This window comes from Mycobacterium scrofulaceum (assembly GCF_001667885.1).
In the GTDB taxonomy this organism is placed as follows: Bacteria; Actinomycetota; Actinomycetes; order Mycobacteriales; family Mycobacteriaceae; genus Mycobacterium; species Mycobacterium scrofulaceum_C.
Genome location: NZ_LZJW01000073.1, coordinates 15,015 through 32,994, shown reverse-complemented (window position 1 = coordinate 32,994; position 17,980 = coordinate 15,015). Strand labels below are relative to the sequence as shown.

General features: G+C 70.5%; 18 protein-coding genes. 6 read left to right on the top strand and 12 right to left on the bottom strand.

Annotated features, from left to right (window positions below; translation table 11 throughout):
- Position 1: 1 nt before the first annotated feature.
- Together A5681_RS10210 and A5681_RS10205 are read right to left on the bottom strand one after the other, a co-directional pair.
- Positions 2–649, bottom strand: coding sequence for a hypothetical protein (locus A5681_RS10210; protein WP_067273167.1), 648 nt, complete (start codon positions 647–649; stop codon positions 2–4).
- Complete coding sequence (locus A5681_RS10205) at positions 630–2,378, bottom strand: thiamine pyrophosphate-binding protein (protein WP_067273164.1); 1,749 nt, start codon at positions 2,376–2,378, stop codon at positions 630–632. Before A5681_RS10205 ends, A5681_RS10210 begins: the two co-directional genes overlap by 20 nt.
- 79 nt (positions 2,379–2,457) lie before the next feature.
- Between A5681_RS10205 and A5681_RS10200 the strand changes: the two genes are divergently transcribed.
- Together A5681_RS10200 and A5681_RS10195 are read left to right on the top strand one after the other, a co-directional pair.
- Positions 2,458–3,153, top strand: coding sequence for an ABC transporter ATP-binding protein (locus A5681_RS10200; RefSeq protein ID WP_067273161.1), 696 nt, complete (start codon positions 2,458–2,460; stop codon positions 3,151–3,153).
- An 89-nt stretch (positions 3,154–3,242) separates the two neighbouring features.
- Complete coding sequence (locus A5681_RS10195; RefSeq protein ID WP_231996275.1) at positions 3,243–5,642, top strand: ABC transporter permease; 2,400 nt, start codon at positions 3,243–3,245, stop codon at positions 5,640–5,642.
- Here A5681_RS10195 and A5681_RS10190 read toward each other — a convergent pair.
- The 8 genes from A5681_RS10190 to secY form a co-directional block, all read right to left on the bottom strand.
- A complete protein-coding gene (locus A5681_RS10190; RefSeq protein WP_067273156.1) occupies positions 5,629–6,255 on the bottom strand; it encodes a class I SAM-dependent methyltransferase in 627 nt (208 codons plus the stop codon). The genes A5681_RS10195 and A5681_RS10190 overlap by 14 nt on opposite strands.
- A complete protein-coding gene (locus tag A5681_RS10185) occupies positions 6,252–6,818 on the bottom strand; it encodes a DUF4389 domain-containing protein (protein WP_067273271.1) in 567 nt (188 codons plus the stop codon). The genes A5681_RS10190 and A5681_RS10185 overlap by 4 nt, the downstream gene beginning before the upstream one ends.
- Before the next feature lie 17 nt (positions 6,819–6,835).
- Positions 6,836–8,038 carry an FAD-dependent oxidoreductase gene (locus tag A5681_RS10180; RefSeq protein WP_067273153.1) on the bottom strand — a complete coding sequence of 401 codons (1,203 nt, stop codon included), beginning with the start codon at positions 8,036–8,038 and terminating at the stop codon, positions 6,836–6,838.
- Positions 8,039–8,047: 9 nt separating this feature from the next.
- Complete coding sequence (locus tag A5681_RS10175; RefSeq protein WP_067273149.1) at positions 8,048–8,782, bottom strand: anti-sigma factor family protein; 735 nt, start codon at positions 8,780–8,782, stop codon at positions 8,048–8,050.
- 33 nt (positions 8,783–8,815) lie between these two features.
- Positions 8,816–9,361: a sigma-70 family RNA polymerase sigma factor gene (locus A5681_RS10170; protein ID WP_082968293.1), complete on the bottom strand. Its 546-nt coding sequence runs from the start codon at positions 9,359–9,361 to the stop codon at positions 8,816–8,818.
- A 140-nt stretch (positions 9,362–9,501) separates the two neighbouring features.
- On the bottom strand, positions 9,502–10,302 hold the full coding sequence (map, locus tag A5681_RS10165; protein WP_067273140.1) for a type I methionyl aminopeptidase: 801 nt from the start codon (positions 10,300–10,302) through the stop codon (positions 9,502–9,504).
- A gap of 2 nt (positions 10,303–10,304) precedes the next feature.
- Complete coding sequence (locus tag A5681_RS10160) at positions 10,305–10,850, bottom strand: adenylate kinase (RefSeq protein WP_067273136.1); 546 nt, start codon at positions 10,848–10,850, stop codon at positions 10,305–10,307.
- Positions 10,847–12,172 (bottom strand): preprotein translocase subunit SecY, encoded by a 1,326-nt coding sequence (secY, locus tag A5681_RS10155; RefSeq protein ID WP_055405236.1) that lies wholly within the window; start codon positions 12,170–12,172, stop codon positions 10,847–10,849. The genes A5681_RS10160 and secY overlap by 4 nt, the downstream gene beginning before the upstream one ends.
- 231 nt (positions 12,173–12,403) lie before the next feature.
- On the opposite strand from secY, the gene A5681_RS10150 reads away from it, so the two are divergent.
- On the top strand, positions 12,404–13,309 hold the full coding sequence (locus tag A5681_RS10150) for a class I SAM-dependent methyltransferase (RefSeq protein WP_067273132.1): 906 nt from the start codon (positions 12,404–12,406) through the stop codon (positions 13,307–13,309).
- 56 nt (positions 13,310–13,365) lie between these two features.
- Here A5681_RS10150 and A5681_RS10145 read toward each other — a convergent pair whose 3' ends face one another.
- Positions 13,366–14,031: a GNAT family N-acetyltransferase gene (locus A5681_RS10145; RefSeq protein WP_067273129.1), complete on the bottom strand. Its 666-nt coding sequence runs from the start codon at positions 14,029–14,031 to the stop codon at positions 13,366–13,368.
- Between the two features lie 9 nt (positions 14,032–14,040).
- A complete protein-coding gene (locus A5681_RS10140; RefSeq protein WP_067273269.1) occupies positions 14,041–15,402 on the bottom strand; it encodes a xylulokinase in 1,362 nt (453 codons plus the stop codon).
- 30 nt (positions 15,403–15,432) lie between these two features.
- On the opposite strand from A5681_RS10140, the gene A5681_RS10135 reads away from it, so the two are divergent.
- From A5681_RS10135 to A5681_RS10125, 3 genes are read left to right on the top strand one after another with little or no spacing between them, the layout of a single operon-like run.
- On the top strand, positions 15,433–16,413 hold the full coding sequence (locus A5681_RS10135; RefSeq protein WP_067273267.1) for an NAD(P)-dependent oxidoreductase: 981 nt from the start codon (positions 15,433–15,435) through the stop codon (positions 16,411–16,413).
- Complete coding sequence (locus A5681_RS10130) at positions 16,410–17,063, top strand: L-fuculose-phosphate aldolase (RefSeq protein ID WP_067273125.1); 654 nt, start codon at positions 16,410–16,412, stop codon at positions 17,061–17,063. Before A5681_RS10135 ends, A5681_RS10130 begins: the two co-directional genes overlap by 4 nt.
- Entirely contained in the window at positions 17,063–17,980 is a 918-nt protein-coding gene (locus A5681_RS10125; RefSeq protein WP_067273121.1) for an MBL fold metallo-hydrolase, read from the top strand. Before A5681_RS10130 ends, A5681_RS10125 begins: the two co-directional genes overlap by 1 nt.

Sequence of the window (17,980 nt, the reverse complement as noted above, 5' to 3'; positions counted from 1 at the left end):
GTTACCTCATCCATTTCGGCGTCACCGGCAGGCCGTTGCGGTGGCGGTATTCGGCGATCGCCTTGAGGTTCTGCAGCTCCAGCGCATGCCCGGCGCCGAACATGTCCCAGAAGTCGCCCACCCACACCGGGCGCTGCGCCGGTGCGGTTTCCGGATATGGGTTGTGGTCGTAGAAGGGGTGGTGGCAATTGGTCCACAGCACAACCGATCCCGGCTTGTCCAGGACCACCTGCGCATCGACCACGCGCATCAGATACACCATCCACAGGTGCTTGCCCTGATCCCACGCGCAGTGGTAGTCGACGGTCCGCGCCTCCGCGTTGGCGACGGTCCGCGTGTAGATCTCTGTCTCCGAACCCAGCCGGTCGTAGGCCAGCCACAGGCCGGGCTCGTCCGTGGTCGTGAAGCCGCGCAGGCTGTAGGTCCACTCCTCGAGGCTGCGGGTGTCCGACATGTACTCGTAGAGCTCGTCGGGCGGGCACGCGACGTAATCGTTGACCGTGCAGTACTGTCCGAAGACCTGGTCGTGCGGGTACACCGACCGCATCATCTCCATGATGATCGGGGTCGCCTGCTCCCGTGGGCTGGTCTCGATGCGGACCACCCCGTCGATGGGGGTGGGGATATCCTCAAGCGCTGGCAGCGACATCGGCCCGGTTCTCCTTTGCGGTCGAAACCCGTTCTGCGACAGCCGCGTTGCTTGACAACGCGGTGAGAAATGGTGCGAAGGGCGGGATTTCGTCGGCGGCGCACTCAACGCTGACCACCGCCGGACCCGCGACATCCAGCGCCGCCCGAAGCGCCGCGGCGAATTGGGCGGGTTCGCTGACATCGACCGATGTCAGCCCCGGGAACATGGCCGCCAGGCCGGTTCCCAGCGTGCTGGGCCGGAAACGGTTGTAGCTGTAGCGGTCGTCGTAGAACAGCTGCTCGCGGGTCACGCACATGGCGTGGGCGTTGTTGTTGAACAGGACGAACGTGACGGGAAGCTGGTATTGCACCGCCGTGTGCACCTCCAGGCCGTGCATGAAAAATGCGCCGTCACCCGCGATCACGACGGTGCGGCCGCCGGCCCGACCGCCGTTCGCACGCCCGAACGCCATCCCGATCCCGGCCCCGAAGCTGTAGCCCATGCCGCCCATGCCGAGCGCGGCCACGAACCTGCCGCCGCGCCGCGCCGGCAGGTAGTGGATGGCGGCGGCGCCGGTGTTGCCGGCGTCGACCACGATGTCGGCCGCGTCGGGCAGGGTCCGGTCCAGCACCGCCATGGCGTCGCGGTAACGCACGCCCGGGCCGGGGCAGGGCGGCGGCGGCGTCAGCTCCGTGCGCCGCACCACGTCCGGCACGCGCAGGCCGTTCGGCCGGCCGTCACCGTGCAGCGCCTGGGTCAGCAGGCGTAGCGAGCCACGCAGGTCGTCGGTGTGCACGTGGGTGCAGCGCAGATAGGGCCGCGCCGACCCGATCGACAGGGTTCGCACCCCGGCCAGGGCGTCGTCCAGGCCGCCGCGCGCGGTGACGGTCAGCCGGGTGCCGACGATCAGGCACACGGAACTGGCGGCCACCGCTTCGGCCACGCTCGGGTGGCCCATCACCCCGGTCACCCCGAGCGCCGACGACGACCCGAACCCGGGTGTGCCCGCCGCGTCCTTGGCGTCGGGCACCGTGGCCACCCGGGCCCGCAGCAGCGCGCGCAGGTGCTCGAGCTCGGCCCTCGCGTCGTCGCGGGCCACCTGCTCGCCGGCGATGATCGTGACCTGACCGGTGGCCCGGCGCAGTTCGGCCGCGATGACCTGCGGGTTGCCGATCGGCGCGACGAGGTCAGCCGGACGCTCGGCGGCGTTTTCGACGGCGACGTGGGCCTGCTGAATGTCCTTGGGCAGCAACAACACCGCTGGACCGCCGGTGCGCGCCGCGGAAACCGCCCGGGGCAGCGCCGACACGATGTCGGCCGGCGCGAGCACCCGCTCGCACGACACCGACACCGCCGAGAACAGCGCCTCGGCATTCAGCGAGCCGTTGCGCCCGCTGGTGTCCTGGAAGCTGCCCCGCCCGTCCATCGTCATCGCGGGCTGGCCGACCAGGGCCAGCACCGGAACCCGGCTGGCGAACGACTCGCCCAGCCCGGCGACGAGGTTCAGCGCTCCCCCACCCGACGTCGACGCCACCACGCCCAGCCCGGCGCCGCTGCGGCTGTACCCGTCGGCCATGGTGGCCGCCGAGAACTCGTGCTTGGCCAGCACGGCGGTCAACTCGGGCCGGAAGTGCGCCGCGTCGTAGAGGTCCTCGATGTTGGCGCCGTCGACACCGAAAATGTGGTCCACCCCGAGCGCCGCCAGTTGGCCGACGACGTGATCGACCACCCGGTAGTTGCCGAACATGTCTTCAGACACGAGGCGGGCTCTTGATCGGTTCACCCCGGCGGGTGAACCGTTTGCGGGCAGCGATCGTGGTGTCTAGATGACCATCGAACTGCGCGACGTGGTGCGCGAGTACCGGGTCGGCGGTCAACCGGTGCGGGCGCTCGACGGGATCAGCCTGCGCCTCGCGGACGGGCAGTTCGTGTCGGTGGTCGGGCCCTCCGGCGCGGGCAAGAGCACGTTGCTGCACCTGCTCGGCGCCTTGGATTCCCCGGATTCCGGCTCGATCACCTTCGACGGCGAGGAGATCGGCCGCCTGGGCGACGAACAGCAGTCACGGTTCCGCCATCACCGCGTGGGCTTCATCTTTCAGTTCTTCAACCTGCTGCCGACGCTGTCGGCCTGGGAGAACGTCGCGGTGCCCATGTTGCTCGACGGTGTCCGGCTCGGCAGGGCCAAACCGCAAGCGATCCGGTTGCTGGACCGCGTCGGGCTGGGCAACCGGACCGAACATCGGCCGGCGGAACTGTCCGGCGGCCAGATGCAGCGCGTGGCGGTGGCGCGGGCGTTGATGATGGACCCGCCGCTCATCCTCGCCGACGAGCCCACCGGCAATCTCGACTCCGCGACGGGCGCCGCGATCCTGGAGCTGCTCGCGGCGGTGGCGCACGAGGACGGCCGCGGCCGGCTGGTGGTGATGGTGACCCACAATGCCGACGCCGCCGCGGCGACCGACCGGGTGATCACGCTGCAGGACGGGCGGGTCGGTTCCGACCTTCCGGCGGTTCCCGCGTGAGGATCACGGCGGCCGCGAGCCGGTTGCGCGTGTTCAGCCTCCGTGAACTCGCCGTGCACCGCCGCCGGACGTTCGCGTCGATCGCCGTAATGGCCGTATCCGCAATGTATTTGGTCGCGATATTCGGCATCTTCGGATCGATCACCGGCTCGGTCAACCGGTTGGCCGACGGGATCGCCGGCGTGGCCGCGCTCGAGGTGTCGGGCAGCACCGACGCCGGGTTTCCCGACGCGATACTGGCCGACGTCGCCGCGGTGCCCGGGGTCGCCACCGCGGCGCCGATGATCCGGACCTCCACCTCCACGCCGAACGGCCCCGTGCTGCTGCTCGGCGCGGACGCGCGCACCGCCGCGCTGGGCGGCGCCCTGAAGGACGCGGTCGCCCGACCGGTGCAGTCGCTGACCTCGACGCCCGACGGGGTTCAGGTCGGCCCGCGGGTCGGCTACGCGAAAGGCCAGACGCTGCAACTGGGTTCGGGTTCGGTGACGGTCAGCGAGGTGCTCGCGGGCAAGCAGTTCGCCGACCTCAACGGCGGGCACTACGTCCTGGCGCCGCTCGCGCTGGCGCAAAGCGTCACCGGCCGGCCCGGTCAGCTCGACTCGATACTGATCACCACCAAACCGGGCGCCGACCTGGCCGCCGTCCGCGCCGCGGTCACCGCCGCGGTGAACGGCCGCGCCCTGGTCGCCGCCCCGAGCGTCCGGGCCGCCCGCGCCGGCGACGGCGTCAAGCTGATGAACTACATGGCCCTGCTGGGGGCGGCGGTCGCGCTGGTGGTCGGCGCATTCCTGATCTACACCACGATGACCATGGCGATCACCCAGCGCAGGCCGGTGATCTCCATGCTGCGTGCCATCGGCGGCCGGCGCGTCACGATCGTCGGCGACATGGTCGGGGAGGCGGCGATCCTGGGCCTCATCGGCGGGGCCGTCGGCTCGGCGCTGGGAATCCTGGCCGGCCACATCGCGATTCGCCGATTGCCCCCGGCGATGACCCAGGGACTCGAGGCCCGGGTCGAGTACTGGCTGCCCGGTTACGCCATCCCGCTGGCCCTCGCGGCGACGGCGCTCACCAGCGTGGTTGCCTCCGCGATGGCCGCGCGTCAGGTGTACAAGGTCGCGCCGATCGAGGCGCTGGCCCCCGTCGGCGCGTCGGCCGCGGACGTCGTGCCGAGATGGCTGCGCGTGGCCGCCGGGGCCGGCGCCGTCGCCGTGTTCGCGGCGTCGATCGGCATCGTCATCGGTCAGCGCGGCACCCTCGCGTTCGCCGCGATGGCCGCGCTGCTGAGCGCCGAGATCGCGCTCGGCTTCGCGCTCAGCGCCGCCATCGTCACGGCCACGGCCGCGACGGCCCGCGTGTTCGGATCGCCCGGGGCGCTCGCGGCGGCCACCATCGAAGGCGCGCCGCGGCGGGTGTGGGCGACGGTGATGACCGTGCTCATCGGGGTGGTCACCACCGTGGTGATCACCGGCACCAATGCCGACATGATCCGCTCGGCCCGCGGCATGTTCTCCCCCGCCGCCGACGTCGACGTGTGGGTGAGCGCGGATCCCCCCGACAGCTACCCCACCGACTTTCTGCCGCAAGGGCTTTCGGAGCGGGTGGCCGCGCTGCCCGGGGTCGCACAGGTGATCGAGGGCGCGTTCGGATTCGCCGTCGTCGGGGGCACCCGCGTCCTGCTCGACGGCTTCTCCGGCGGAACCCACGATGCTCTCTTCCGCGCGCTCGACGAACCGCTGCGCGCCGACGTGCTCGCCGGCCGGGGCGTGGTGCTCACCCAGAATCTCGGCGCGACCCTGCACGTCCGCGCCGGTGACCGGCTGCAGCTGCAGACGCCGCACGGCCCGCGGCAGGCGACCGTGCTGGCCCTGGTGCCCTTCTTCTCGACCGTCATCGGCACCGTGGGGCTCGATCTCGATCATCTGCGGGCCTGGTTCGACCGCCCGGCCGCGACAACGCTGCAGATCACCGCCGCCCCCGGGACGGATCCGAAGCGGCTGGTGTCCGAGGTCCGCCGGGCGGTGCCGGCACCGAACCACGTGTACGACGGCCGCGCGGCGCTGGCCGGTCTCGAGGCCCCGCTGCACCAGAGCATGTTCATCGCCAACGCCGTGTGGATCATCGTCGTCGCCGTGGCCGCCGTCGCGCTGCTCAACACGCTGACCCTCTCGGTGATCGAACGCCGACGCGAGATCGGCGTGCTGCGGGCGATGGGATCCAGCCGCCGGTTCACCCTGCGGACGGTCCTGGCCGAGGCGGCCGGAATCGGTTGGGTGGGTGGGCTTTTGGGGCTGCTGTTCGGCCTGACCGACCAGTGGCTGTTCAGCCTGATCAGCGGGGACATCATGAACTTCCCGGTCGGCTTCCGCCTGAGCCCGATGGCCCTGGCCTTCACCGCGGGGGCGTTGACGATCTGCCTGCTCGGCTCGCTGCCACCCGCGCGGCGGGCGGCCCGGCTCAACATCATCGAGGCCGTCAGCGTGGACTGAGCGTGGCGAACCCCTGCAGATGGGGCTTGCAGGGGAACGGGACCGGCGTGCGCGGGATGGTGCGCAGCGCCGTGGTGTCGAACCCGGCCGCGGCGATGGACTCCAGGGTCCGCCGATTCGGCTCGCAGCCCGCGGCCAGCCAGGACCACGGCTTGGCGACCAGGTCCTGGTACCGGCCGGTCGTGCCGTCGCCGCGCACGTGTTCGAGGACCACCAGCCTGCCGCCGGGTGCGAGCACGCGGCGGATCTCGCCCAGCGTGGCGGCCACGTCGTCGACCGAGCACAACACCAGGCCGATGTGCACCGAGTCGAAGCTGTTGTCGGGGAACGGAATCGACTCACCGGTTCCCTCGGCGATGTCGACGGCGATGCCGTGCCGGCCGGCGAGCCGCGACGCCATCCGCCGGAACGGCGCCTCCGGCTCCACGGCGGCGACCGAGGTCACCGCGGTGGGCAGGAACCTCAGGTCGGTGCCCGGACCCAGGCCGAGCATCAACAGCCGGCCGGTCGCGTTGCTGAGCGCCGCGCGGCGATACCGGTGGTAGAACAGCCGGTCGAAGACCGGCTGACCGAACCGATAGATGTACGGGAACAACGGATTACGGTGCCTCACCGGTGGCCCATGTCCATTCGGAACGGCGGGTATTCGTCGCGCATCAGCGACACGTACACGGCCACCCGATAGCGGTACCGCACGATGCCGAGCAACAGATCGGACATGCCGCCCGGGATGGTCCCGGTGCACAACAGCGTCACCGCGGTGATCACGCACAGCAGCTGCAGCAGCGGCTCCATCGACCAGCAGAGCAGGATCTGCGGGATGGCCAGCAGCCACTTCACCAACACGGCCCAGTTCTTCAGCCGCTCCGGATAGTCGACCTGCAGATCGCCCGGATAGTCCGGCCGCGACGCGAGCGCGAACGGCGGATAGGAGTCCGTGCTGTTCATCGGGAACCGGTAATTCATCACCCGCCACGACCAGCGCAGCACCCCGACGTTGAAGTCGAAGATCGGCCGCGGGTACCGCCCGGTGAACAGGATCGCGACGCCCGCGACGACCGTCGACACCGGGTAGATCAGGTACAGCCCGATCAGGATCGGATAGTGCGGCACCGCCAGCACGCACCACTTCACCAGCCAAAGCCAGCGTGACGGGGCGTCGAAATCGCCTCGCACCCTGACGGATTCGTCGTTCATGGGCTGGATCGGCTGGTCGTCGCTGCCCCCATCTCGCGGTCGATCTCCGCGGACATCCGGCGGTGGCTCGTCCACAACAGAAACATCGTAAGGGCGCGGGCCTGCCATCGATCCGGGATCAGCGCGGCCGGTCGCAGCACGACCTCGCCGTGCGACACCGGCAGCGACGCCACCCGCGACACGGCCATCACCCTGCGCCTGCGCGTCTTCTCATACCTGCGCAGTGCGTTCGACACTGCATCGTCGCTCGCCCGGTCCGCGAGGGCCTTGCACAGCACCATCGTGTCGAGCAGCGCCTGGTTGGTTCCCTGCGCCAGCGTGGGCGGCATGGTGTGCGCCGCATCGCCGAGCAAGGTGACCGGGCCCCGGCCCGCGGGCGGCATCGGATGCCGGAAGTGCGGGTACGGCGAATGCGCCAGGTCGTCGTCGGTCAGCGCCGCCAAGACGCGATCGACGGCGTCGGACCATCCGGCGAAATGGGAGCGGATCGTCTCGATCGGGCGGAGCGGCCGCACGAAGTCCCGCGACCACGGCAGGTCGAACCACCACTGCACGTCGGAACCCCCGGCCGGCCACAGGCCCAGGTTCCCCCGCTCGCCGATGACCATCAGCGCGGTGTCCCTGTCCGGGATCTCCGCCAGGCTGATCAGCCCCTGCCAACTGCACCAGCCGGTGGGCTTGGCCGCCCGGCCGCCGACGGCCTCGCGGACCATCGAGTGCAGGCCGTCGGCGCCGATCACCAGGTCACCCTCGACCAACCTGCCGTCGCCGAACTCGACCCGCACGCCGGCGTCGGTGCCCCCCAGCGCGACGGCCCGGCAACCACATCGGATGCGGTCGGCCGGGAAGCCGTCCAGTAACCGCTCCAGCAGCAACCGGCGCGGAACCATCCGCACGGGCGCGCCCAGCCGCGCGGCCAACGCGGACACATCGAGCGTGCCCAGCGGACGGCCGGTGGAGGTCACCGCCCGCACGGTGGACAGCTGCTGACCGGCCCCGCCCATGTCGACGCCCAGCTGCCGCAGCACCGTCTCGCCGTTGGACCAGATCGTCACCGCACCGCCGGGCGCCCGCACCTCGGGTCGCCGCTCGAAGACGGTGACGTCGTGCCCGTCGCGCAACAGCCCCCGGGCGACCGAGATGCCGCCCACCCCGGCGCCCACCACCAGCACCCGAAGGGAGCGCCCGTGGCCAGACACGTCAGGGCCTTACATCGAGCGCTGCAGCAGAACTTGGCCGCTGTCGGCGGCGACCACTTGCACGGCGGCGATCTGGTCGACCGGCGTCGAGATGCTGCCCGCGGGCGTCGCGGTGTGGCCGGGCACGGCCACCCACGTCGCCAGCCGGGTCTGGCTACCATCGCGACCCACCACCACCATCGCCAGCGTGTCGTGGTGCGCGTTCAACGGCGCCAGGCACACGCACCGCAGGTTGATCGACGTACCCCAGTGCTGGCTGGACAACTCCACCGAGGAGGTCAGCAGCGTCGTGCCCACCTGCGCCATCGGCTCCGCGGACGCGGCCACCTGCTGCGACGAGGACGACGAATACCCCTGCACCCCGACGAACACACCGAACGCCAGCACCACGGCCGCGGCCGACGAGGCCACCCACGTCACGATGCGCGTGCGGCGCCGGCGCCAGCTCACCTTGGCCAGCAACGACGTCAACAGCTCCGGCGACATCTCCGGTGTCGCCGCCAACGACTGCGCGGCCGGGTCGTTCATCGCGGCGACCTCGTCGCGGCTCAGCTGCGAGAGCAGGGCCGGCACACCGCTCAGGTCGGCGACGGCCTCCCGGCAGGCCGGGCAGTGCGCCAGGTGCGACTCGAATTCGCGCCGCTCGGCGGCCGACAACGAGCCCAACACGTATGCGGCATCCCACATCACGTACGGGTCGTCGGGCGGCCCGATGCCCCGTAGCGGCGCCTTCATGTCATCCATTTCCTCTTCACCCTTCAAGCTTTTCGGAGCCCCTCAACGGGTGACTCCAAGTTCCTGCAGAGTGAGCCGCAACGCCCGCACGGCGTAGTGTAATCGCGACTTCACCGTCCCCTCGGCGATGCCGAGGTCCGCAGCAATCTGTGCGGTGGTCCATCCGCGGTAGTAGGACCGCTCGATCACGGCCCGGTGCTCCGCCGACAGTTGCGCCATTGCGTCGGCGATCAGCAGCTTGTCCAGCGCCGCGTTCACCTCGTCCGGCGTCGACCGCTCGGGCGCGCCCGCCTCGTCCGTCGAGGCGACGACGTTGCGGAATCGGGCGCTGCGCCGGTCGTCGATGATCATGTTGCGCGCGACCGTGAACAGCCAGGCGCGCGCCGAGCGCTCGGTGTCCCCGACGACCTCCGGGTGCTGCCAGGCTCGCAACAACGTCTCCTGAACCACGTCCTCGGACTGGCTCGCGTCGCCCGTCAAGCGAAGGGCGTAGCGCCACAAAACCGCTGCGTGCTCGTCGTAGAGCGCCTTCATCAGGGCGGCCTCGGCAGCTTCCGACGCCCCACGAGTGCCTGCCACACGAGCCACTCCATCACCTCCGACTACTGAAACGAGTCGAATGGCCGCTCGGTTCAATCGCCGCGACCCGCCACGCCCGGCTTCGCCGCGCTCGCGATCGCGGCCGGTTCAATCGCCGCGACCCGCCACGGCTGGTCGCTGGCTGGTCGCTAGGCCAGCGTCAGGATGCGCGGGCCAGCGTCGGTGACCGCCACGGTGTGTTCCCAGTGTGCCGCACGGGACCCGTCGGAGGTGGTGACGGTCCACTCGTCGTCGAGCACCACGGTCTTGCCCGTGCCCAGGGTCAGCATCGGTTCGATCGCCAGCACCGACCCGGGAGCCAGCAGCGGGCCGCGCCCGGGCGAGCCCTCGTTGGGCAGGAACGGGTCCATGTGCATGTGCCGGCCGATGCCATGACCGCCGTAGCCCTCCACGATGCCGAACGCGAGCCCGTGCCGGCCCTCGGCCGCGCGCGTGCCCGTTTCGATGGCGTGCGAGACATCGGTCAGCCGGTTGCCGGGGACCATCGCCGCGATCCCGGCCTCCAGCGATTCCCTGGTGGCATCGCAGAGCGCCTGGTCGGCCGCGTCGAGAGTCCCGACGCCGAACGTGATCGCGGCATCGCCGTGCCAGCCGTCGAGCACCGCGCCGCAGTCGATCGACACCAGGTCACCCGGCGCCAAAATCTCGCCGGCCGACGGGATCCCGTGCACCACCCGCTCGTTGACCGAGGCGCAGATCGAGGCGGGGTAACCGTGATAGCCGAGGAACGACGGGATCGCGCCGGCCTCCCGGATCACCGACTCGGCGATCTGGTCGAGGCCCAGGGTGGAAACGCCGGGGACCGCGGCCGCCCGCACCGCCTGCAGCGCCGCCGCGACGACCGCCCCCGCCGCCGCCATCGCGTCGAGTTCGTCGGGGGTGCGTTGCGGCACGACTTTGCGACTCCGCAGCCGGGCCAGCGGGCGCACGATTACTTGCCCAGCGCTTGCAGAGCGCGGGCGAACACCTCGTCCATGGAGCCGACGGCGTCGACCGTCTTGAGTTCGTCGCGGTAGTACTCCAGCAGCGGCGCGGTCTCGTCGCGGTAGACCTTCATCCGGTTCAGGATGACGTCGTCGGTGTCGTCGGCGCGGCCACGGGCCTTGAGCCGTTGCAGCAGCTCGTCCTCCGACACGCGGAACTCGAGCACGGCGTCGATGTCGGTGCCGCGGCGTTCGAGCATCCGGTGCAGCGCCTTGGCCTGCTCGGTCGACCGGGGATATCCGTCGAGGACGAAGCCTCCGGCGGCGTCGGAATCACTGAGGCGGTCATCGACGAGCTGATTGGTCAGTTCGGAGGGCACCAGGTCGCCGGCGTCCAGATAGCGCTTGGCCTCGAGGCCGAGCTTGGTCCCGTTCTCGATATTGCTGCGGAAGAGCTCACCGGTGGAGATGTGCGGGATCCCGAGCTTCTCGGAGAGCTTCTGGGCCTGCGTTCCCTTGCCCGCCCCCGGCGGCCCGAGCAAAACGACTCTCACTTCAGGAACCCTTCATAGTTGCGCTGCATCAGCTGGCTCTCGATCTGCTTGACCGTATCCAAGCCGACACCAATCATGATCAAAACCGCGGTACCGCCGAACGGCAAATTCTGAACCGCTCCACCATTGCCGATCTGCAGGAACAAGTTGGGCAGCACCGAGATCGCGCCGAGGTAGATCGAGCCCGGCAGCGTGATCCGGCTCAGCACATAACGCAGGTAGTCGGCGGTCGGCTTGCCCGGCCGGATACCGGGAATGAACCCGCCGAACTTCTTCATCTCGTCGGCACGTTCGTCGGGGTTGAACGTGATCGACACGTAGAAGTACGTGAAGAAGATGATCAGCCCGAAGTAAATGCTGATGTAGATCGGGTCGCTCGGGTCGGACAAATAGCTGCCGACGAACTTGTCCCACCAGCTGTTGCCCACGCCGCCGCTGCCGCTGCGGATCAGCTGCGTGATCAGGTGCGGGATGTAGATCAGCGACGAGGCGAAGATGACCGGGATGACGCCGGCCTGGTTGACCTTCAGCGGCAGGTAGGTCGACGTTCCGCCGTACATGCGCCGGCCCACCATGCGCTTGGCGTATTGCACCGGGATCCGGCGCTGGCCCTGCTCGACGAACACCACGCCGACGATGATGACCAGGGCGGCGACGCAGACGGCGGCGAAGATCGCCCCGCCGCGGCTGTCCAGGATGGTCTTGCCCTCGGACGGGATGCGCGCCGCGATGCCCACGAAGATCAGCAGCGACATGCCGTTGCCGATGCCACGCTCGGTGATCAGCTCACCCATCCACATCACCAGCGCCGCGCCGGCCGTCATCACCATGACGATCACGACCAGGGTGAAGATGCTCTGGTCGGCGATGATGTCCAGCGAGCAGCCCTGCAGCAGGCCCCCGTTGGCCGCCAGCGCCACGATGCTGGTCGCCTGCAGGATGGCCAGCGCGATCGCCAGGTAACGCGTGTACTGCGTCATCTTGGCCTGGCCGGACTGCCCCTCCTTGCGCAGTTCCTCGAACCGCGGGATGACCACCGTGAGCAGCTGCACGATGATGCTGGCGGTGATGTAGGGCATCACCCCCACCGCGAACACCGTCAGTTTCAGCAGCGCGCCGCCGGAGAACAGGTTGATCAAGGAATAGATCTGGCCGGCCGCGCCGCCGCTGGCCTCCTTGATGCACTGCTGGACGTTGGGAAAATTGACGCCAGGGGACGGCAAGGCGGCGCCCAGCCGATAGAGAACGACGATGCCCAGCGTGAAGAGGATCTTCCGTCTCAGGTCGACTGTCCGCAGCGATGAGATGAAAGCCGAAAGCACTCTTCCTCCTGCGCGGCCGGGGGGTCTCCTGCATTCGCGCCCAACACCCGCAGGCCAGGACGTACGGCCGCTTTATCTAAAGCGCGTCAAAACCGTGTACGAGACTAACAGCTGGAATGGGTGACTCCGTCCACGGCCGTCGGCGACCGCCCTGGAAAGCACAGGAAGCCGTAAGCCGCGGAAGGTAGAGTGCAGTTGGCTCGTTGCATTTGCTAAATAAATAGGAGCACCATGACACGCACTGACCAAGACAGCTGGGACTTGGCTTCCAGCGTGGGTGCCACGGCCACGATGGTCGCCGCGGCCCGCGCGCTGGCCAGCGAGGGCACCGAACGGATCATCGACGACCCGTTCGCGGCGCCCCTGGTGCGAGCGGTCGGGCTGGACTTCTTTCGCCGCCTGGTCGACGGCGAGTTGACGTCCCCAGACGCGCCGGACGGCGAACGGGACCTGCAGCTGGAAACCGATTCCATCGCGGTGCGCACCCGCTTCTTCGACGACTTCTTCATGAACGGCGCCCGGGACGGAATCCGCCAGTCGGTGATCCTGGCCGCGGGCCTCGACGCCCGCGCGTACCGGCTGAGCTGGCCGCCCGGAAGCGTCGTCTACGAAGTCGACCAGCCCAAGGTCGTCGAATTCAAGACCGCCGCCATGGCCGAGCTGGGCGCCACCCCCACCGCCGAACGCCGGACCGTCAGCGTCGACCTGCGCGACGACTGGCCGGAAGCGTTGCGGCGCAGCGGGTTTGACCCGACACAGCCCACGTCGTGGAGCGCCGAGGGCCTATTGATGTACCTGCCGCCCGAAGCCCAGGACAAGCTGTTCGACAACATCACAGCGCTCAGCGCGCCCGGCAGCAAGCTGGCCACCGAATTCCACGGCGACTCGGGCCGGACGATGACCGAACGCGCCAAGCAGTTCAACCAGCGGTGGGCCAATCTAGGCTGCGACATCGACCTGTCGGGGCTGTTCTTCGAAGGCGAGCGCAGCAACGTGGTGGACTATCTGACCGGCCGGGGCTGGCGCGTCACCACCCGGGAGCGGCGGGAGTACTTCGCCGACTACGGTCTGGTCTTCCCCGACGACGAGACGTCGCAGCTGCGCAACATCGTCACCGTCAGCGCGACGCTGAGTTAGCTCGATGGCGGCGACCCGCCGCGCGCGGCTCCGCCGCGCTTGCGATCGCCGCTAGCTCAGCCGGGCTTGGCGGCCGGGGCACGCACCACCATCGGCACGGCCGGGAAGCACCACGCCATCTCGGTGCGCGACTTGCGCAGCGCGGCGGTGCCGTACCCCTTCTTGCGGTGCTCGGGGTGGATCCAGATCCGCACGTTCACCTCGCCGCCGAGCAGCTCGCCGAACACCATTCCGACCTTCTCGCCGGAATCGACGGCCACGAACCAGGCGGCCTCCTCGTCGTCGAGGCGCCCGAGCGCCGCGCTGATCTCGTCGTCGAGGTTGCCGGCCGGCCCACCGGAGCCGTCGCCGGCGGCGCCCATGTCCTCGGTGCGGGCGGCGAAGATGTCGCGGTCCTTGTCGGCGGAGAAGGGCCGCAGTTCCAGGGTCTCCCCCGAGCTGGCCGGCCGCTCGCCGAGGGTGAAGCTCAGCTGCTTGTTCAGGTCCTCGAGTTCGGCCAGGATCTTGCGGCGCGAGTCGATGGTGAGCTGATCGAACGACATCCCCATCACCGCTTCGGCAGCCACGTGGGAGGTGTCGAGCAGCCGGACGATCGCCTCGACCGCGGCCGCCTTGTTCTCGGATTCCACCACCACGTCGGCGATTTCATGGCGCCGCTCAAGGGCTTTCAGCAGGGCATCGGCGATCTCGCGGCGGGCGGCTTTGCGGTCGTGGTCGGTCATTGCACCAGCCTAGAACGCCGGTGCGGGTAGCGCGCTACATCGCCGGTTTCCCAACTCCAGGAACCGTTGGTAGCGGTCCTCGACCGGGGCCGCCCAGGCCGGGTCCGGTTCGACGACGCGCTCGGTGCGGGCCCAGCGCGCGGCGTCGGCGATCGAGGTCTCCAGGCCCGCCGCGACCCGCGCGAGGAAGGCCGCGCCCAGCGCCGCCCCCTCGGGGACGGCGGACACCTCAACCGGCCGCCCGGTGGCGTCGGCGATGGCCTGCATCCACGGCCCGACCCGGGTGCCCCCGCCGGTAGCGACGATGCGCGCCACCGGCGCCCCGCTCAGCTCGATCAGCTGGCGGACCACGAAGCCCGACGCCTCGTGGGCGGCCCGGCGCAGCGCGGCCGCGTCGTGGGTGAGGTCGAGGGCCTCGAGCACGGCCCGCCGATCCGGGTCGTGAAACGGGGTGCGCTCCCCGCGGATGTAGGGCGACCAGACCGGCACCCGCCCGGGCCGCGCCGCGGTCGGGTCGGCGGGTGCGACGACGCGGTCCACCCAGCCGAGGAACAGCCCGCCCGCGTTGCTGGCGCCCCCGATCTGGCTCTTGCCGGCGGCGGTATGGGGGATGGTCCACAATCCGGGCACCTGCCGGGGCTCGGGGATGGTGGTCCACACGATCAGGGTGGTGCCGCACAGCACCAGCACGTCGCCGTCGCGGTCGGCGCCCGCCACGATCTGTTCGCACAACGCGTCGATCGCCCCGATCCCCAGCGCGGCGTCGCTGCCCCGGACCCGCCCGACGGCGGCACCCATGCTCTCCACCCTGGGCATCTGGTCGGGCCGTGCGCCGCGTTCGGCGCACGCCTCGGGGTTCCAGCCGGTCCCGTCGAACAGCGGGTAGGCGGTGGCGGCGGTGGCGAAGTCGATCACCGCCTCGCCCGCCAAGGCGTGATTGGCCAACGCGGGCGCCGGCCAGTACCCGGCCGCCTCGGGCGCCTGGGCGGCGGTCCAGCGCAGGAACTCGGCGGCCTCGCCCAGCGCCGGCAGCGGCGGCGCGTCCTGCTCCGGCACCCGGCCGCGTTCGTCGCCGTACAGCAGCCCCGGGGTCATCGGCACACCCTCGGCGTCGACGGCCGTCAGCGACGGCACCATCGCCGACACGGCCACCGCGCGAACGTTCGGCCCGGGGGTCAGCCGGTCGAGCGCCGCCATCGGCCCGCGGCGCCACGCCTCCCCGGCCTCGTGCTCGAGCCGCCCGGGCGTCGGCACCCGCAATTGGTGCGGGATTCGCGCCCTCTCCGTCACCCGGCCGTCGGCGTCCGCGGCGACCGCCTTGACCGCGGTGCTGCCGACGTCGATGCCGATTGTGACGTCTTTGCGTGACACGGGCGTCACCGTACGCCAGCATTGGGGTTCGTGACGTCAAGACCGCGCGCCTTGGTGACCGCCCCGCTGCGCGGCCCGGGATTCGCCAAGCTTCGCGAACTGGCCGACGTGGTCTACGACCCCTGGATCGAGCAGACGCCGCTGCGGATCTACGGCCCGGAACAACTGGCCGAGCGCATCACCGCCGAAGCCGCCGATGTCGTTGTGGTGGAAAGCGACTCGGTGGGCGGCCCGGTCTTCGAATTGGGCCTGCGGGCGATCGCCTCCACCCGCGGGGATCCGAACAACGTCGACGTCGCGGGGGCCACCGCGGCCGGGATCCCGGTGCTCAACACGCCAGGCCGCAACGCCGACGCGGTCGCCGAGATGACGGTGGCGCTGCTGCTGGCAGTCACCCGCCAGCTGCTGCCCGCGGACTCGGATGTGCGCAGCGGCAACATCTTTCGCGACGGCAGCATCCCCTACCAGCGGTTCCGCGGCTGGGAGGTCGCCGGGCGCACCGCCGGGCTGGTGGGCCTCGGCGCCGTCGGCCGCGCCACCGCCTGGCGGCTGACCGGGCTGGGCCTGCGGGTCATCGCCCACGACCCGTACAACGACGACGCCCGGCACGGCCTGGACGAGCTGCTCGCCGAGGCCGACGTCGTCTCCCTGCACGCGCCCGTCACCGACGACACCGTCGGCATGATCGGGGCGCCGCAGTTCGCCGCCATGCGCGACGGCGTGGTCTTCCTCAACACCGCCCGCGCCCAGCTGCACGACACCGACGCGCTCGTCGACGCGCTGCGCGGCGGCAAGGTGGCCGGCGCCGGCCTGGACCATTTCGTCGGCGAATGGCTGCCCACCGACCACCCGCTGGTGGGCATGCCCAACGTCGTGCTGACGCCCCACATCGGCGGCGCCACATGGGACACTGAGGCTCGGCAGGCGCAGATGGTGGCCGACGACGTGGAAGCGCTGCTGGCCGGCGCGACGCCCGCCCACATCGTCAACCCGGAGGTGCTCGGCCGATGAAATCCGTAGACAACCCCGAGGCGGCGGTGCTGGACGCGGCCAAGGACATGCTGCGCCGCGGCCTGGTCGAGGGAACCGCGGGCAACATCTCCGCGCGGCGGTCCGACGGCAACATCGTCATCACGCCGTCGTCGGTCGACTACCGCGACATGCAGCTCGACGACCTCGTGCTGATCGACCCGGACGGCGCCGTGCTGCAGGCCGCGGACGGCCGCTCGCCCTCGTCGGAGCTGCAGCTGCACCTGGCCTGCTACCACGCCTTCGACGACATCGGCAGCGTCATCCACAGCCACCCGGTATGGGCGACGATGTTCGCCATTGCGCGCCAAGCGATTCCGGCGTGCATCGACGAGTTCGCCGTGTACTGCGGCGGCGACGTCCGCTGCGCCGAGTACGCCGCGTCGGGCACTCCCGACGTCGGCGCCAACGCCGTCAAGGCGCTCGAGGGGCGGGGTGCGGCGTTGATCGCCAACCACGGCCTGGTCGCCGTGGGGCCCCGGCCGGACAAGGTGCTGCACATCACCGCGCTGGTGGAGCGCACCGCCCAAATCGTCTGGGGCGCAAAGGCACTCGGTGGCCCGGTGCCCATCCCCGAAGACGTGAACCGCAACTTCGCCGCCGTCTACGGCTACCTGCGCGCGAACGCCTGATGCGCCCGGTCCGGTTCGGCCGCGCGAGCGTGACGCGGGTCCTCGAACTCCAATTCGACCTGCCGACACGGCTTTTCGCGCAGACACCGCCGTCCGGTTGGCGGGACAACGCCGACCTGCTGGTGCCGAACTTCTTCGACCCAAACACCGACCAGTGGCACATCGCCATCCAGAGTTGGGTGATCGAGGTCGACGGGCTGACCGTGGTGGTGGACACCGGGGTCGGCAACGATCGCCCACGGCCGCACATGCCACCCCTGGACCACCTGAACACCGGATTCCTGGGCGCCCTGCGGTCCGCGGGCGTCGACCGGGCCGCCGTGGACGTGGTGGTCAACACCCACGTCCACTCCGACCATGTCGGGTGGAACACGATGCTCGAGGACGGCGCGTGGGTGCCCACCTTCCCCAACGCCCGCTACGTCGTCCCGGCCGCCGACTACCGCCACTTCGCACCCGACGGCCCGGCGGCCACCCGAACGCCGCGCAGCGAGGAGGAAGCGGCCCAGCAGCGCGGCGACCAGCTCGTGTTCGCGGACAGCGTCGCACCGATCGCGGCGGCGGGCCAGCTCGTCGCATGGGCGGACGACTACGCGATCAGCCCGTCGCTGCGGCTGCGGCCCGCCCCGGGGCACACGCCGGGCTCCTCGGTGCTGTGGCTGGACGCGGGCCAGCCGGCCGTGTTCGTCGGCGACCTGACCCACAGCCCGCTGCAGTTGCGCCGGCCGGCCGACGCCTGCGCCTTCGACATCGACGCGCGGGCCGCCGCGGCGACCCGGCGCCGGATCTTCACCGAGGCGGTCGGCGCGAAGGCTGCGGTCATCCCCGCGCATTACCCCGGCCGCGGGGGCGCCACGATCCGCGCCGTCGCCGACGAATTCGACGTCGATCACTGGCTCGACATCGATACGGTGTGA

What these genes read in the sequence shown, in the direction of transcription:
- A5681_RS10175 (WP_067273149.1), bottom strand. Translation starts at nt 8,782, where the DNA reads ATGGATGACATGAAGGCGCCGCTACGGGGCATCGGGCCGCCCGACGAC.
- A5681_RS10145 (WP_067273129.1), bottom strand. Translation starts at nt 14,031, where the DNA reads ATGACCGACCACGACCGCAAAGCCGCCCGCCGCGAGATCGCCGATGCC.
- A5681_RS10210 (WP_067273167.1), bottom strand. Translation starts at nt 649, where the DNA reads ATGTCGCTGCCAGCGCTTGAGGATATCCCCACCCCCATCGACGGGGTG.
- A5681_RS10205 (WP_067273164.1), bottom strand. Translation starts at nt 2,378, where the DNA reads ATGTTCGGCAACTACCGGGTGGTCGATCACGTCGTCGGCCAACTGGCG.
- A5681_RS10200 (WP_067273161.1), top strand. Translation starts at nt 2,458, where the DNA reads ATGACCATCGAACTGCGCGACGTGGTGCGCGAGTACCGGGTCGGCGGT.
- A5681_RS10195 (WP_231996275.1), top strand. Translation starts at nt 3,243, where the DNA reads ATGGCCGTATCCGCAATGTATTTGGTCGCGATATTCGGCATCTTCGGA.
- A5681_RS10150 (WP_067273132.1), top strand. Translation starts at nt 12,404, where the DNA reads ATGACACGCACTGACCAAGACAGCTGGGACTTGGCTTCCAGCGTGGGT.
- A5681_RS10125 (WP_067273121.1), top strand. Translation starts at nt 17,063, where the DNA reads ATGCGCCCGGTCCGGTTCGGCCGCGCGAGCGTGACGCGGGTCCTCGAA.
- A5681_RS10130 (WP_067273125.1), top strand. Translation starts at nt 16,410, where the DNA reads ATGAAATCCGTAGACAACCCCGAGGCGGCGGTGCTGGACGCGGCCAAG.